Consider the following 14,924-nt stretch of genomic DNA (forward strand, 5'->3'; position numbering starts at 1 on the left):
GCGCGCTTTCCCGCGCGAGTCAAAAACAAAACGGCCCATGCGGGGCATGGGCCGTCGGACGGCCAGGCGAAGTGCGATGCGCGTCAGAGCACGCCGCGGATCCCGGCGATGCCGTGCGCGCCGTGGCGCAAGGCTTGCGAGACGGTCTGGGTGGATTGACCGCCCAGCGCGAACACCGGTATGCCGGCATCCCGGTTGCCTTCCACAAACCCTTCCCAGCCCAGCGTCGGCGCACCGGGATGGCTGGACGTTTCCAGCACGGGGCCCAGCACGGCGAAGTCTGCGCCCAGTTCGCGGGCGTGGACGACCTGGGCGTTGTCATGCGCGGAGACGCCGACCAGCGCGTTGCGGGGCAATTCCGGACGGGCGGTCAGGCGCAGCGCGTCTGCCGTGCGCAGGTGCACGCCGTCGGCTTCTTTCCACCATGCAACGGGATGGATGCTGTTGACCAGCACGCGCGCGCCGGCGGCGCGGCAGCGCTTGATGACCTGTTGCAGCACTTCGTGCAGCGAACTGGCGCCCACGCCGTCCGGCCATTGCGGTTCACGGAACTGCACCAGCTTTACGCCGCGCGCCAGCGCGGCGTCCAGGCGGCCGAGGAACGGCGCGATGCCCGCGCGCGAGCCGATGGCGCTGATGCCGTAGGTGGTGGGCAATTGCAGCCAGCGCAGCGGAGGCAGGGTGGCGGGCAGCAGGTCGCCCACCGAGGCCGCATTGGCCGGATCCACCCATTCGAGCCGCTGATTTTCCAGGCTTTGGGGCTCGCTTTCCCAGCCGGTGACGTGGCAGAAGGCCAGGCGCACCGTGGTGTGCGGGTAGGCATGCACGTACGTGACCCACGGGCGCGACTGCGTGACGCGGATGCCGATTTCTTCTTGAAGCTCGCGGGCCAGCGCCTGCAGCACGGTCTCGCCGGGTTCGAGCTTGCCGCCCGGCAGTTCCCACCAGCCGGACCACGGCTTGCCTTCGGGCCGCTGGCCCAGCAGAAGCTTGCCGTCCGGGCGCAGGATCAAGCCGGCGGCCACGTCGACGATCTTTTCAGACATGGCGGGCCGCCCAGTCGCGTGCGAACTGATACGCCACGCGGCCCGAACGCGAGCCGCGTTCGATGGTCCATTGCAGCGCCTCGGTGCGCGAGGGTTCGATGTGCTGCTCAGGGCAGCCCAGCTCGCGCAGCCAGTGATACACGATGTCCAGGTAGTCGTCCTGCTTGAACGGGTAGAACGACAGCCACAGACCGAAGCGCTCGGACAGCGAGATCTTTTCCTCGACGGTTTCGCCGGGGTGGATTTCGCCGTCGGGCTGGTGCTTGGCCTGCAGGTTTTCGCTCATGTATTCCGGCATCAGGTGGCGCCGGTTGGACGTGGCGTAGATGAGGACGTTGTCACCCGAGGCCGACACCGATCCGTCCAGCACCGATTTGAGCGCCTTGTAGCCGGCCTCGCCTTCTTCAAAGGACAGGTCGTCGCAGAACACAATGAAGCGTTCGGGCCGCGCCGCGACCAGTTCGACGATGTCGGCCAGGTCGCCGAGGTCGGACTTGTCGACTTCAATCAGGCGCAGGCCGCGGTCGCCGTAGGCGGCCAGCATGGCTTTGACCAGCGAGCTCTTGCCGGTGCCGCGCGCGCCGGTCATGAGCACGTTGTTGGCGGGCTTCTTTTCAAGGAACTGCAGCGTGTTGCGGTCGATGGTGGCCTTCTGGCGCTCGATGTGCTGCAGGTCCTGCATGTCGATGCGCGCCACGTGGCGCACGGCGTCCAGCCAGCCGCGCGCGCCGCGCTTGCGCCAGCGGAACGCGTGGGCGGTCCAGTCGATATCGGGCGGGGCGGGAGGCAGGAAGGCCTCCAGCTGCGCCAGCACGCGTTCGGCGCGCTGGATCAGCGTGGTGAACTCGTTAGCCGTCATGGTCGATCAGGAGCGGTAGTCGGCGTTGATCGACACGTACTCGTGCGAGAAGTCGCAGGTGTAGACCGTGTCGCTGACCTGGCCGCGGCCCAGCGCGATGCGCACCGAGATCTCGGCCTGCTTCATCACGCGCTGGCCGTCGGCTTCCTGGTAGTCGGGGTTGCGGCCGCCGTTCTTGGCAACCAGCACGTCGTCCAGCCACAGGCGGATGTTGGACACGTCCAGGTCGTCGATGCCGGCGTAGCCGACCGCGGCCAGGATGCGGCCCAGGTTGGGGTCGGATGCGAAGAACGCGGTCTTGACCAGCGGCGAGTGCGCCACGGCATACGCGACCTTCAGGGCTTCCTCGGTGGTGCCGGCTTCTTCGACGCGGATCGTCATGAACTTGGTGGCGCCTTCGGCGTCGCGCACGATCTTGGTGGCCAGTTCCAGCGCGGCGGCGGTCAGGGCCTCGCGCACGGCGGCGTAGGCGGCGTCGGATTCGCTGTTGACGTTGACGCCCGACTTGCCGGTGGCGGCGATGATGAAGGAGTCATTGGTGGAGGTGTCGCCGTCGACCGTGATGCGGTTGAACGAGGCATCGGCGATTTCCACGGCCAGTTTGCGCAGGAGCGGCTGGGCAATGCCGGCATCGGTGGCCAGGAAGCTGAGCATGGTGGCCATGTTGGGACGGATCATGCCCGCGCCCTTGCTGATGCCGGTGAAGGTGACCGTCTTGCCATCGATCTGCACCTTGGCGGACGAAATCTTGGGCAGCGTGTCGGTGGTCATGATGCCGTGGGCGGCGCTGGACCAGTGGTCGGCGGCCAGGTCGGCGATGGCGGCGGGCAGGCCGGCGACCAGGCGGTCGAGCGGCAGGGGTTCCAGGATGACGCCGGTGGAGAACGGCAGGATCTGCGCGGCGGGCACGCCCAGCAGCTTGCCCAGGGCGTCGCACGTGTCCTTGGCTTTCTTCAGGCCTTCTTCGCCGGTGCCGGCGTTGGCGTTGCCCGTGTTGATGACCAGCGCGCTGATCGGGCCGCCGGCGGCCAGGTGGGCCTGGCAGACCTGCACCGGGGCGGCGCAGAAGCGGTTACGCGTGAAGACGCCCGCCACGCTGGTGCCTTCGGCCAGGCGGAACACCGTCAGGTCGCGCCGGTTGGCCTTGCGGATGCCGGCCTCGGTGACGCCGATTTCTACGCCGGCAACAGGAAAAATTTCGGACTCGGAGGGGATCTGCAGATTAACGGCCATGACTTCGTCTCTTGGTGTGAGCGGGACGGAACCGCCGCCAGGCACGGCGGCGCGCGGGAAAGGTTCGTATTATCCCACCGGATCCGGCGGGGGTGGCCGGTCCCCTCGGCAACCCGAGGGGAGGCGGCCCCAGGCGCCGGCCTCAGGGAGCCATGCGCATGGCGGCCACGTCCAGCACGCCGGCTTCGCGGTTGCTCAGCACGCTGCGCACCGTGCCGTCGGGCGCCTGCAGCACCGACTTGCCGGCCGGGACGTCTTCGCCGCCGGCCCGGCGCGCCGAGCGCCCACGGGACGGCGAGAACAGCAGATCGCCGGGCTGGGCGCCCTGCAGGCGCGGGTTGGCGGCCAGTACGCGCGTGCCCGGCGGGTAGGTCATTTCGCCCAGGACGGTGTCGCGCGCCGCCAGACCCTCGAAGCCCAGCATCCGGCGCTGCGCGTCCAGTTGCAGGTCGACCTTCAGCAAGGGAATCCCGGCGACGGTCAGGGCGTCGCTGCCTTCGGTGCGCAGCAGCCAGCGGGGCGCCGTGCCGGTCTTGTCCAGCGGCGTGCCGCGGGCGGCGGGGTCGACCTTCAGCCAAGCGCCCGCGGGCACCGGTTGCTGGTCCAGCGTATTGCCGATGGCAAGGTGGCAGCTGGAAAACTGCGGATGCCCGCCTTGCACCACGAATTCGATGCGATGGCCGTGCGCGCAGAGCCAGCCTTCCAGCGCCTGGTCCCGCGCGATCTCGGCGGACAGGGTTTCGGGCTGCTTGGGCGTGGCGGGGTAACGGAACAGGCGCGTCGCGGCGACGCCGTTAATGTCTGCCGGGTGGGATTCGGGAAAGACGGCCCGGTCGAATGACGCCAGTTCACCGGGCGTGGCAAGCCGAAGCGTGGTGCCGGTGGGCATCTGGACGCCGGCCAGTTGCGTGGGTTGTGACAGCACCGTCTTGCGCGCATCGTCGGCCTGCGCTTCGCGCTGGACCGAGAACCACTGGCTGAACTGCTGATACGGGAAGATGGCGCCGATGACGGCCAGCACGGCCATCAGGACGGTGCCGGCGCGCCGGTGGCCGGACAGCCAGTCTCGCGCACCGGGCGAGGTGGCCAGTGCAGCCAGCCAGGTGAACAGCGTGGCGAGGCAGGCGAGCGAAGCCGCCATCAGCACATAGAAATTACCGCCAGGAAGAGAAACCGGAATCATGGCGGCAATTATGCGCCAATCCGGCAGGCCGGACCGTCGCGAAAAAGTCCTGGTCCGCCCTCAGTCGCGGGCCGCCGCCGAGCGCGTGGCCACCACCTGCAGCTTCAGTTCGCCCAGCGCCTGGAACAGGGCGTTGCGGCTGGCCTCGGGCAGTTCGGCAAACATGGATTTGACCCAGTTCTCGTGGGCGCGGGCCATGCGCGCAAAGCTCTTCTTGCCTTGCGGCGTCAGCTTGATGAGCGAGCTGCGGCGGTCGGACTCGACCTTGGTCCGCACCACCAGGCCTTCTTTTTCGAGCTGGTCGGTGATCCCGGTGATATTGCCGTTGGTGACCATCATGTGGCGCGACAGCTCGCCCATCTTCATGCCCTTGGGGGCGCGCTGCAACTGCGCCATCAGGTCGAAACGCGGCAGGGTGGTGTCGAAGTCGTTGCGCAGGCGGCTGCGGATCTCGCCTTCGATGAGGTTGGCGCAGGTCAGCATGCGCAGCCACAGGCGCAGCGCGTGATGGTCGTCGGGCGCGGCGCGGGATTCCAGGTCGGGGGTATCGGTCATGGCTCGGAAGATTACCGGGAATGCGGGGGTGAAGAGGGCGCCAGACCCATCTGTTCGAAGATGGCTTGGGTCAGCGGGCTGTTCGGATCGTTGAGCGTCAGGACAATATCAAAATGATTGGTGCCTGGCATTGGTACATACCTACCGGGAAAACCGCGCGCCCGCCATGCGGCCAGATAATCATCGCTCTGGCGCTTGAATTCGTCGGTTTCGGATTCTCCGTAGCTGACCACCAGCGGGCAGCCCGCCTGCGGCAAATGCAAGGCGGGGCTGTTGCGGATGGCATCGGCTTCGCTCATGCGCATCCATTCGTTGATGTGGGTGTGCACCAGCGGGCGCAGGTCGAACAGGCCCGACAGGGGCGCGGCGCCCCTGACGACGCCGGGCGGCACGTCGTAGCTGGCATGCCAGCCGCCGGCGAGCAGGGCGCCGACCAGATGACCGCCCGCCGAGCTGCCGCAGATGTGGATGCGCGACGGGTCGCCGCCGTACTCGGCGATGTGGTGGTGAATCCAGGCCAGCGCGCGCCGGTTTTGGTCCACGATACGGTCCAGCGTGACGGCGGGGGCCAGCGAATAATTCACCGACACCACCACCGCGCCCGCCTGCGTGAACGCGGGCGCCATGTTGCTGGATTCGTTTTTGGACAACAGGCGCCAGTAGCCGCCGTGTATGAACACGAAGACGGGCGCGCCGGACTTGCCGGCCGCGGCTGGAAATATGTCCAGCAGTTCATCCGGATGATCGCCAAAAGGCACGTCCAGCGCGCATTCCAGCGTGCTGCGCGCCGTGGCGCTGTCCTCGGCGTATTTCTTGAGTATCGGTTGGATGTCGGGTACTGTCGCGCGAGCGTTGTACTGGACGTCCAGTTCGGCGCGATCGTAGTTGCGGTAGAGGGTGACCATGGCGGCAGGTGGTAAAAACCCTAGACTTGTTTTGCCGATTACTTTAAACCTAAACTATGAACCACGCCAGTTTTCCCTGTGCTGCATAAGGGGATTGGGGCGTTGCAGAGCATACGTTCTGCAGGCACCGGTCTGACGGCGGCGACCATCGCGCCAGCGGGCCGGGCATAGAAGTCTTTCGCATCGCACTTTCAAAAAGAACACCCTCTGCGCGGGCTCGCGCACGGAGCACACCACCATGCGTTTGATCACTTCCTTCCTGGCTGCCGCCGCCCTGATTCCGGCCCTGGCACAGGCCGACACCGTCAAGGTCGGCATCGCCAACGACATCTCGGGCCCGTTCTCGGCGCTGGGCGCCGAAGCCCGCGACGGCTTCAACCTGGCCATCAAGCAACTGGGCAGCAAGCTGGGCGGCCAGCCCGCGGAATTCCTGCAAACCGACATGGGCGGCAATCCGGACCAGGCCCGCCAGCTCGTCACGCGCTACATTCAGCGCGAAAAGGTCGACTTCTTCACGGGTCCCATCGGCTCGAACGTCGCGTTGGCCGTCGGCCCCGCGCTGTTCGCCGCGAAGGTGCCCTACCTGTCCAACAACCCCGGTCCCAGCCAGTTCGCCGGCGCCCAGTGCAACAACTACTGGTTCGGCACGTCGTACCAGAACGACGCCTTCCACGAAGCGGCCGGCAAGGTCGCGGCCGACCGCGGCTTCAAGAAGATGTTCATCATGGCTCCGGACTACCCGGCCGGCAAGGATGCGCTGACCGGCTTCAAGCGCGGCTACAAGACCGCTCCGGGCGACGAGGTCTACACCAAGCTCGGCCAGATCGACTACGCCGCAGAGATCGCGCAGATCCGCGCCGCCAAGCCGGACGCCGTCTACATCTTCCTGCCGGGCGGCATGGGCATCAACTTCGTCAAGCAGTTCGTGTCCGCCGGCCTGTCGCAGAACGTCAAGCTGATCGGCCCGGGCTTCTCGGCCGACGAGGACGTGATCCAGGCCGTGGGCGACCCCATGCTGGGCATGTACAACACGGCGCAATGGGCGCATGACCTGGACGTGCCGCAGAACAAGGCCTTCGTCGAGGCCTTCCGCAAGGAATACAACGGCCGTTACCCGTCGGTGTACGCCGCCCAGGCGTACGACGTGATCATGGCCATGGACGCCGCCGTCAAGCAGGCCGGCGGCAAGGCCACCGACCGTGATGCCATCGTGAAGGCGCTGGAAAAGGCCGACTACCCCTCGGTGCGCGGCAGCTTCACCTACGGCAAGAACCACTACCCGATCCAGGCTTACTACCTGCGCGTCGTCGAGAAAGACGGCAGCGGCCGCATCACCAACAAGCTGGTGGGCAAGGTCTTCGACAAGTACCAGGACGTGTACGTAGGCGACTGCAAGCTCTGATCCCCCCGAAGCGCTGCGCGCTTCCCCCCAGGGGGCGTCGCAGCGGACCGGCGAAGCCGGATCCGCGCGACCCCGCTTGGGGGCGGCGGCTTGGGCGCGGGGATGCGTCGCTGATGCAGGTGGGATAGCTTTGGTGAATTGATCGCGGGGGCCCTTCGGCGGCGCGCGGCAAGGGGGAAGTTTTCATGACGTTTACGCTGATCGTCGAGCAATTGCTGAACGGTCTGCAGTTTGGGTTGATGTTGTTTCTGATTGCGGCCGGGCTGACCCTGGTGTTCGGGATCATGGACATCATGAATCTGGCTCACGGCTCGCTCTATATGGCTGGCGCCTATGTCGCCGCCGAAACCATGCAACGCACCGGCTCGTTCACCGCCGCGGTTCTTGTGGCGGCGGTTGCCACGGGCATCGTCGGCATCGTGCTGGAGCTCTCGCTCATCCGCCGCCTGGCGCTGCGCGACCACCTGGCCCAGGTGCTGGGCACCTACGCCGTCATCCTCATCGCCAATGACCTGGTCAAGATGATCTGGGGTCCGGCGCCGGTCATGCTGAACATGCCCGCGATGCTGTCCGGTCCCGTGCGCCTGTTGCCCGACCTGATGTATCCCGCCTACCGCCTGATGATCATCGTCTTCGGCGTGGCCGCGGCCGCGGGCCTGTACTGGTTCGTGACGCGGACCCGTGCGGGCGTGCTGGTGCGGGCCGGCGCGTCGAACCGCCAGATGGCCACGCTGATGGGTGTGCGCGTGCCGCTGCTGTTCCTGGGCGTGTTCGTGCTGGGCGCGATGCTGGCCGCGGTGGCGGGTGCGCTGCTGGGGCCGATCACCTCGGTGCAGGTGGGCATGGGCGAAGAAATCCTGATCCTGGTGCTGGTGTGCATCGTCATCGGCGGCATCGGCTCGATCCGGGGCGCCTTCGTGGGCGCGCTGCTGGTCGGCATGGTCGACACCGCCGGCCGGGCGTTCCTGCCGATGCTGCTGCGCCAGGTGTTTTCGCCGGCCGTGGCCTCCAGCGTCGGTCCGACGCTGGCGGCCATCGCCATCTACGTGTTGATGGCGGCAGTGCTGGTGTTCCGGCCCTCTGGCCTCTTTCCGGCGCGGGGCTGACCATGAAAACCAAGATCTGGACCGTGGTCCTGCTGGCCGCGCTGGCGGTGTTCCCACTCGTCGCGCCCATGCTGGGCCTGGACTTCTACATTTCCTTCGTGCGGCGCGTGCTGATCTACGCGCTGGCGGCAACCAGCCTGAACCTCATCCTGGGGTATGGCGGCATGGTGGCCTTGGGTCACGCCGCGTTCTTCGGCGCGGGCGCCTATGCGGTGGGCATCCTGTCCATGTCGGGCGTCACGTCCGCGCTGGTGTCCTGGCCGGTGGCCATGCTGCTGGCCGGCGTGCTGGCCTGCATCACGGGCGCGATCTCGCTGCGCACACGAGGCGTGTACTTCATCATGATCACGCTGGCGTTCGCGCAGATGCTGTTCTACATCTTCATCTCGCTGCGCCAGTACGGCGGTGAGGACGGCCTGAACCTGCCGGGGTATTCCACCCTGCCGGGCATCGACCTGGCCCACGATGTCAGCTTCTATTACCTGGTGCTGGCGCTGTTCGCGCTGCTGATGTGGGCCTTCGGTCACGTCGTCGCCTCGCGCTTCGGCATGGCGCTGCAGGGCATCCGCGAGAACGAATCGCGCATGGAGTCCATGGGCTATCCCGTGTATCGCATCAAGCTGATGGCGTTCACGCTGAGCGGTGCGGCAGCGGGGCTGGCCGGCGCGCTGCTGGCCAACCACAACCTCTTCATTTCGCCCAGCCTGATGCATTGGACCCAGTCGGCCAACCTGCTGATCATGGTGCTGGTGGGCGGCATCGGCCTGCGCTATGGCGGCGTGGCCGGTGCGGTCGTGATGCTGACGCTGGAAGAAGTGCTGCGCCTGTGGACCGAATACTGGCACCTGCCCCTGGGCGTGCTGCTGCTCTGCGTGGTGTTTGGCGCGCCGCGCGGCCTGGTCGGCCTGTTCGGGCCGCTGTTCAGCGGGCGCGCTGCGCCGCAATCCGGCAAGGTGGGCTCATGAGCAATCCGATGAATGCCACGACTGGCGCAGCCGCGAATAGGACGCAACCCGCGGGGACGCACCGCTCGGGGACACAACCCGCGGGGACACACGCCCCGGTGACGCACGCCCTGCAGGCGCGCGGACTGGTCCGGCGCTTTGGCGCGCTGGTGGCCACCGACAACGTATCGCTGTCGCTGGCGCCGGGCGAGATCCATGCCCTGATCGGCCCCAACGGCGCGGGCAAGTCCACGCTGATCCACCTGCTGTCGGGCACGCTGTCCGCCGGCGCCGGCACTCTGGAAGTCGACGGCCGCGACGTCACCGCAATGAACGCGCACCAGCGCGTGGCGGCGGGCCTGTCGCGGTCCTACCAGATCACCAACATCTTCAAGCAGTCCAGCGTGCTGGATAACCTGGTGCTGGCCGTGCAGGCCCACGCCGGCAGCAGCTTCCGCTTCTGGAAGCCGCGCGCCGCGGAATCGGCGCTGTACGAACAGGCGCGCGAGCTGGCCCGCGAATGCGCCATCGACGCCAGCCTGCTCGACCGCGCCGCGGGCACGCTGCCGCACGGCGAGCAGCGCAAGGTGGAATTCGCGCTGGCGCTTGCCGCCCGGCCCAAAGTGCTGCTGCTGGACGAACCCATGGCAGGCATGGGGCCCGACGAGACCGTCCGCCTGACCGAACTGATCGAATCCTTGCGGGGACGCGCCGCCATGCTGCTGGTTGAACACGACATGCAGGCGGTGTTCCGTCTGGCCGACCGCCTGTCCGTGCTGGTGTACGGGCGGGTGATTGCCTCGGGCACGCCGGACGAGATCCGCGCCAACCCCGAAGTGCGCCAGGCCTACCTGGGCGACGAGGAGACCGCATGATGCTGACCATCGAATCAGCCAAGAGCGGCTACGGCGCCAGCCAGGTGCTGTTTGGCGTGGACCTGGAGATTGGCGCGGGGCAGGTTGTGACGCTGCTGGGCCGCAACGGCATGGGCAAGACGACGCTGCTGCGTACGCTGTTCGGCCAGTTGCCGCTGCGCGGCGGCAAGATCCATTTCGCGGGGCAGGACATCAGCGGATGGAGCCCGGACCGCATCGCGCGGGCCGGCGTCGCCATCGTCCCGGAAGGGCGCCAGTGCTTTCCCAATCTGACGGTGCGCGAACACCTGACGGCCTTCGTGGCCGGGCGCAACCCGGAGATCGGCGAACCGTGGACGCCCGATCGCGTCTTCGAACTCTTCCCCCGGTTGGCTGAACGCGCCCGAAACATGGGCAACCAGTTGTCGGGCGGTGAGCAGCAGATGCTGGCCATCGGCCGCGCCCTGGTGACCAATCCCCGGCTGCTGATTCTGGACGAAGCCACCGAAGGGCTGGCCCCGAAAATCCGGGAAGAGATCTGGAACTGCCTGGCGCGTCTGCGTCAGGCCGGCCAGACGATCCTGGTGATCGACAAATATGTCGAAAGGTTACTCAGCCTGGCGGATCGCCATGTCATCCTGGAGCGCGGCAAAGTGGTGTGGACCGGGGACTCGCAGGCCCTGGACGCCGACCGCAGCCTCTGGGAACGCTATCTGGGCGTCTAACAACGTGTCGTAATAAAGCTGCAATTCGGACCTGCCAGGCGTAACAGCCGCTGATATAAAACGCAATAAATCACGATATATATTGCTGCGGTGAAACTTAAGGTGTCTCGAACGCATCCAGACGTTTGCACCTGTATCAATAAACCCCCCTGGCATCTACACTAGCCGCGCCGGTTGCCCGCACGGGGCGCCGGCGTTCAGGCTCATGGCTCAAAAGGCGGGGCGAAGCACGGGTACGGCGCCTCGTAAGGTCAGCGCGTCCTATCTGCGTCCCCTTTTTCGCGCGTGGCATCGCATCAAGTTGTCAGGAAGATTTTGCATGGCGAAATGGGGATTGCGCAGGAAATCACTGATGGCGCTGCTGTTGGCGTGCCTGGTCGCCTTGGCGCCGGCCGCGCTGATTGGCTGGCAGGTGCTGGACGGCGTCCGCGAGCACTTTGGCCGCGCCTTTTCCGACAACTTCACGCAACTGAACCGCCAGCGCATCCTGGCGCCCGTGTCGCGCGAACTGGCGCTGTCGCAGCGCCTGGCCGACAGCGAGGTCACGCGCCGCTGGCTCCGCAATGAAAACGATCCCGCCGCGCGCGAGCTGTTCTTCCGCGAGGCCGACGGCTACCGGCGCGATCTGCTCGGCGGCGCGTACTTCATCGCCAGCGCCAGTTCCGGCAACTACTACTTCAACGACGACAAGCCGTTGTCGGAGACGCCGCGCTACACACTCAGCCCCAGCGCGGCCGACGACGGCTGGTTCTACGCCACGATCAAGTCGCCCGCCCGCTACAACATCAACGTCAATCCGGACCTGAAGCTCAAGACCACCAAGGTCTGGATCAACGTACAGATCCGCGACGGCGAGACGGTCATGGGGCTGACGGGCGCCGGTCTGGACGTGGGCGGGTTCCTGAAGGAATTCGTGAACAGCGGCCAGCCCGGCGTCACGCCCATCATCGTGGACGAGGAGGGCGCGATTCAGGCGCACATGAACCCCGCGCTGATCGCCTACAACTCGGGCGCGGGCGGTGCGGGCGGCAAGGGCATGGTCTTCAGCCTGCTGGATCAGGGCGAAGGCCGCGCCGAGCTGTTGTCGGCCATGCATGCCGCGCAGGCGGACCCGCAGTCGGTGCAATCGGCCTGGGTCAAGATGGACGGCGTGCGCCAGCTGGTTTCGGTGGCGTACATGCCCGAGCTGCACTGGCACGTGCTGACCGTGGTCGACCTGGGCGCGGCCCGGGTGCTGGACACGGGATGGCTGTGGCCGGCCGCGATCGGCCTGGTGGTGCTGTTTGCGGCGATGCTGCTGTGCTTCGGCTACGCCATCGAGCGCCTGATGCTGCGCCCCTTGCGCCGCCTGCAGCAGTCCGCGCGGGCAATCGCGGACGGCAGCTACGACGTGCGCCTGCCGCCGGGCGGCCAGGACGAGATCGGCGACCTGAGCCGGGCGTTCGGCGTGATGGCCGACAAGGTGCGCAAGCACACGGCCGAACTGGAAACCAAGGTGCGCGAACGCACCTCGGAACTGGAAGACGCCAACCGCGCCATGGCCGCGGCGCACAAGAAGATCGGCGACTCCATCGACTACGCCAGCCTGATCCAGCGCGCGATCCTGCCGGATCGCCAGCTGACGCAGTCGCTGGGCGCCCACCATTTCGTGCTGTGGAAGCCGCGCGATGTGGTTGGCGGCGATTTCTACGTGTTCCGCGAGGACGGCGCCAACTGCCTGCTGGGCATCATGGACTGCGCGGGTCACGGCGTGCCCGGCGCGCTGATGACGATGCTGGCGCGTGCGGCGATCGATCTGGCGATCACCGAGGTCGGACCGGGCGATCCCGCGGGCATTCTGACGCGTACCGACAACGCCATCCGGGCCATGCTGGCCGACGCGCAGTTGCCCCGGGCCCTGGCAACCAATACCGATGCGGGGCTGGTATATATTGACCGGCAAGCCGGCAGGCTGCTGTACGCAGGCGCGAAGATCAGCCTGTACGCAAGCGACGGCGAAAACCTGCACGAGGTTCCCGGCGGCCGGCGTGCGCTGGGCGACAAGCGTATGGGGGTTTACGAGAACAACACGCTGCAGATGGAGCCGGGCTGGACGTATTACCTGGCGACCGACGGTTTTCTGGATCAGGCGGGCGGCGAGCATGGGTTCGGTTTTGGCAATACGCGCTTTGCGGACATGCTCAAGACACACGCGCGCCGGCCGTTAACCGAACAGGCGGCCGCGTTCAGCCAGGCGCTCGCCGAGTACCAAGGTGGCCGGCCCCAGCGCGACGACATCACCTTGCTGTCTTTCCGTTTCGAATAATCGTTATCAAGGCGGTACCCTCCATGAATGCCTCCGATCTTTACGCGTTGGGCGCGCGATTCGACCAGAACCGCACGTTGCTGTGTTTCAACGGGCCGATCTCGCGCAGCCTGATCGAGGAAATCGGCAATGCGCTGAAGAACTACCTGAACGCCGAGCACGTCCGGCCCGCTGAAGCCATGGACGTGTTCTCGGTCTACATCGAGATGATCCAGAACATCCGCCAGTACGCCGCGCAGAACGGCGACGCGGACGCCTCCGCCACGGTGGTGATCGGCCGCCGCGACGAAAGCCGCTACGTGGTGTCGGCGGGCAATCTGGTCAGCGCGGAAGACGGCCACAGCCTGGTCGCCCGCATCCAGGAACTGGCCGCGCTGGACAAGCCGGCCCTGAAAGCCGAATACAAGGCCCAACTGCACAAGCCGCGTACGCAGGGCGTCGCGTCGGGCGCGGGCCTGGGCCTCATTGACATCGCGCGCCGCGCCGGCGCGCCGCTGGAAGCCAGCCTGACCCCCGCTGCACAGCCGGGCAAGGCCTTCTTCAGCCTGAGCGTGGTGGTCTGAGGACGCGCGCTCAACAGGATTATTTTCGGAGTATTTGATGAAAGACCTGAACATTCCCGGGACCCAGTCCACGCCCGCCATCACCGCCGACGCTGCCGCCGGCGTGCTGGCGATGCGCGGCGACTCCTATCCCGAGAATTCCTTCGAGCTGTTCGGCCCGGTCATTGAATGGGTCGAGACGTACCTGCAGGATCGCGACACGCCGCTGAAGCTGGAGCTGGAACTCCTGTACCTGAACACCAGCAGCATCAAGTCCGTCATGGACATCTTCGATGTGCTCGAAGCCGCGCACCGCAAGGGCCGCGAGGTCGGCGTCACCTGGTTCTACGACATGCGCAACGAGCGCGTGGGCGAACTGGCTGAAGAGTTCAAGGAAGACTGCACGTTCCCGTTCTCGGTGGTTGGCCGCCAATGAAACCGGGCGCCGCCGAACTGGATCAGCGTATCGCCGAGCTGCTGGCGGATCCGGCGCATGCCGGCCATCCGCTGCGCGACGCGCTGGAAGCGCTCTGGCGGCACACCGAGGAACAGATGGCGCGCATTCAGCGCGTCACGCAGCTTTCGGACGCCTATCAAAGCATGGCGCACGAACGTGAACTGGGCCTGTGCGACCAGTTCGACCGCCAGCTGCGCCGCCTGACCCGCATCGCGCGGATCTCGGATCACTACCAGAACATGATGCGCGACCTGAACCGCGCGCTCGAGGAAACGTCCAGCCGCGACCCCCTGACGGGCCTGTTGAACCGGCGCGCGCTGATGGAGATGATCAAGCAGGAAGTCCAGCGCGCTGCGCGCAGCGGCGACAGCTTTGTCGTCGCGATGCTGGACGTGGATCACTTCAAGGCCGTGAACGACCGATTCGGCCACGAGACGGGCGACCGCGCGCTGGTCGAACTGGCCGGCGTGCTGGGCGAAAGCCTGCGCGAATACGATCTGTGCGGCCGCTGGGGCGGCGAGGAGTTCCTCGTGCTGCTGCCCCATACGGACCCGGACGCGGCGCAGGCGGTCATGGACCGCCTGGTGAGCGACGTGCGGGGGCTGGCGATGCCGGCCGGCGACGAAGTCCTGCGGCTGACGGTCAGTATCGGCATGGCGTATCACCAGTTGGGCGAAACGTTTTCGGAGACGCTCAGCCGGGCGGATCAGGCGTTGTATCTGGCCAAGCAGGACGGACGCGATCGCGTCGCCCTTGGTTTTCCGAGGCGCTGAATGAAACCGGAACAGCTGTTATCCGGGTTGGAGCC

15 protein-coding genes are annotated in these 14,924 nt (G+C 66.6%); 9 read left to right on the forward strand and 6 right to left on the reverse strand.

Features of this window, described 5'->3' with window-relative positions; all coding sequences use genetic code 11:
- Positions 1 to 83: 83 nt before the first annotated feature.
- The 6 genes from AC6CIE_RS15395 to AC6CIE_RS15420 all read right to left on the reverse strand — a co-directional run bounded on the left by AC6CIE_RS15395 (position 84) and on the right by AC6CIE_RS15420 (position 5,781).
- On the reverse strand, positions 84 to 1,046 hold the full coding sequence (locus tag AC6CIE_RS15395) for a Nudix family hydrolase (protein WP_498092734.1): 963 nt from the start codon (positions 1,044 to 1,046) through the stop codon (positions 84 to 86).
- The gene (locus AC6CIE_RS15400) at positions 1,039 to 1,905 is read right to left on the reverse strand and encodes an ATP-binding protein (protein ID WP_175125950.1); all 867 of its coding nucleotides are present in this window, start codon (positions 1,903 to 1,905) and stop codon (positions 1,039 to 1,041) included. The genes AC6CIE_RS15395 and AC6CIE_RS15400 overlap by 8 nt, the downstream gene beginning before the upstream one ends.
- A 6-nt stretch (positions 1,906 to 1,911) precedes the next feature.
- Positions 1,912 to 3,138, reverse strand: a complete 1,227-nt coding sequence (argJ, locus tag AC6CIE_RS15405; protein ID WP_175125949.1) for a bifunctional glutamate N-acetyltransferase/amino-acid acetyltransferase ArgJ — start codon at positions 3,136 to 3,138, stop codon at positions 1,912 to 1,914.
- Between the two features lie 142 nt (positions 3,139 to 3,280).
- Positions 3,281 to 4,321, reverse strand: a complete 1,041-nt coding sequence (locus AC6CIE_RS15410) for a hypothetical protein (RefSeq protein WP_175186019.1) — start codon at positions 4,319 to 4,321, stop codon at positions 3,281 to 3,283.
- A 60-nt stretch (positions 4,322 to 4,381) separates the two neighbouring features.
- Positions 4,382 to 4,876, reverse strand: a complete 495-nt coding sequence (locus AC6CIE_RS15415) for a MarR family winged helix-turn-helix transcriptional regulator (RefSeq protein WP_056564603.1) — start codon at positions 4,874 to 4,876, stop codon at positions 4,382 to 4,384.
- Between the two features lie 11 nt (positions 4,877 to 4,887).
- The gene (locus AC6CIE_RS15420; RefSeq protein ID WP_175125946.1) at positions 4,888 to 5,781 is read right to left on the reverse strand and encodes an alpha/beta hydrolase; all 894 of its coding nucleotides are present in this window, start codon (positions 5,779 to 5,781) and stop codon (positions 4,888 to 4,890) included.
- A 238-nt stretch (positions 5,782 to 6,019) separates the two neighbouring features.
- Here AC6CIE_RS15420 and AC6CIE_RS15425 point away from each other — a divergent pair, with 238 nt between their 5' ends.
- The 9 genes from AC6CIE_RS15425 (at position 6,020) to siaD (ending at position 14,889) form a co-directional block, all read left to right on the forward strand.
- Positions 6,020 to 7,183 (forward strand): ABC transporter substrate-binding protein, encoded by a 1,164-nt coding sequence (locus tag AC6CIE_RS15425; RefSeq protein ID WP_175125945.1) that lies wholly within the window; start codon positions 6,020 to 6,022, stop codon positions 7,181 to 7,183.
- 185 nt (positions 7,184 to 7,368) lie between these two features.
- Entirely contained in the window at positions 7,369 to 8,289 is a 921-nt protein-coding gene (locus tag AC6CIE_RS15430; protein ID WP_063953921.1) for a branched-chain amino acid ABC transporter permease, read from the forward strand.
- A 2-nt stretch (positions 8,290 to 8,291) separates the two neighbouring features.
- Positions 8,292 to 9,254, forward strand: a complete 963-nt coding sequence (locus AC6CIE_RS15435; protein WP_175125944.1) for a branched-chain amino acid ABC transporter permease — start codon at positions 8,292 to 8,294, stop codon at positions 9,252 to 9,254.
- Complete coding sequence (locus AC6CIE_RS15440; protein ID WP_498092736.1) at positions 9,251 to 10,108, forward strand: ABC transporter ATP-binding protein; 858 nt, start codon at positions 9,251 to 9,253, stop codon at positions 10,106 to 10,108. Before AC6CIE_RS15435 ends, AC6CIE_RS15440 begins: the two co-directional genes overlap by 4 nt.
- Positions 10,108 to 10,812, forward strand: a complete 705-nt coding sequence (locus AC6CIE_RS15445; protein ID WP_175125965.1) for an ABC transporter ATP-binding protein — start codon at positions 10,108 to 10,110, stop codon at positions 10,810 to 10,812. Before AC6CIE_RS15440 ends, AC6CIE_RS15445 begins: the two co-directional genes overlap by 1 nt.
- A gap of 319 nt (positions 10,813 to 11,131) precedes the next feature.
- Complete coding sequence (gene siaA, locus AC6CIE_RS15450) at positions 11,132 to 13,117, forward strand: biofilm regulation protein phosphatase SiaA (protein WP_217469468.1); 1,986 nt, start codon at positions 11,132 to 11,134, stop codon at positions 13,115 to 13,117.
- 23 nt (positions 13,118 to 13,140) lie between these two features.
- Positions 13,141 to 13,680 carry a biofilm regulation protein kinase SiaB gene (gene siaB, locus AC6CIE_RS15455; RefSeq protein WP_056564586.1) on the forward strand — a complete coding sequence of 180 codons (540 nt, stop codon included), beginning with the start codon at positions 13,141 to 13,143 and terminating at the stop codon, positions 13,678 to 13,680.
- 37 nt (positions 13,681 to 13,717) lie between these two features.
- On the forward strand, positions 13,718 to 14,095 hold the full coding sequence (gene siaC / locus AC6CIE_RS15460; protein WP_175139020.1) for a biofilm regulation phosphoprotein SiaC: 378 nt from the start codon (positions 13,718 to 13,720) through the stop codon (positions 14,093 to 14,095).
- Complete coding sequence (siaD, locus tag AC6CIE_RS15465) at positions 14,092 to 14,889, forward strand: biofilm regulation diguanylate cyclase SiaD (RefSeq protein ID WP_175125940.1); 798 nt, start codon at positions 14,092 to 14,094, stop codon at positions 14,887 to 14,889. The genes siaC and siaD overlap by 4 nt, the downstream gene beginning before the upstream one ends.
- The last annotated feature ends 35 nt before the right edge of the window (positions 14,890 to 14,924 follow it).

It is taken from the genome of Achromobacter sp. GQ309, from assembly GCF_059759315.1.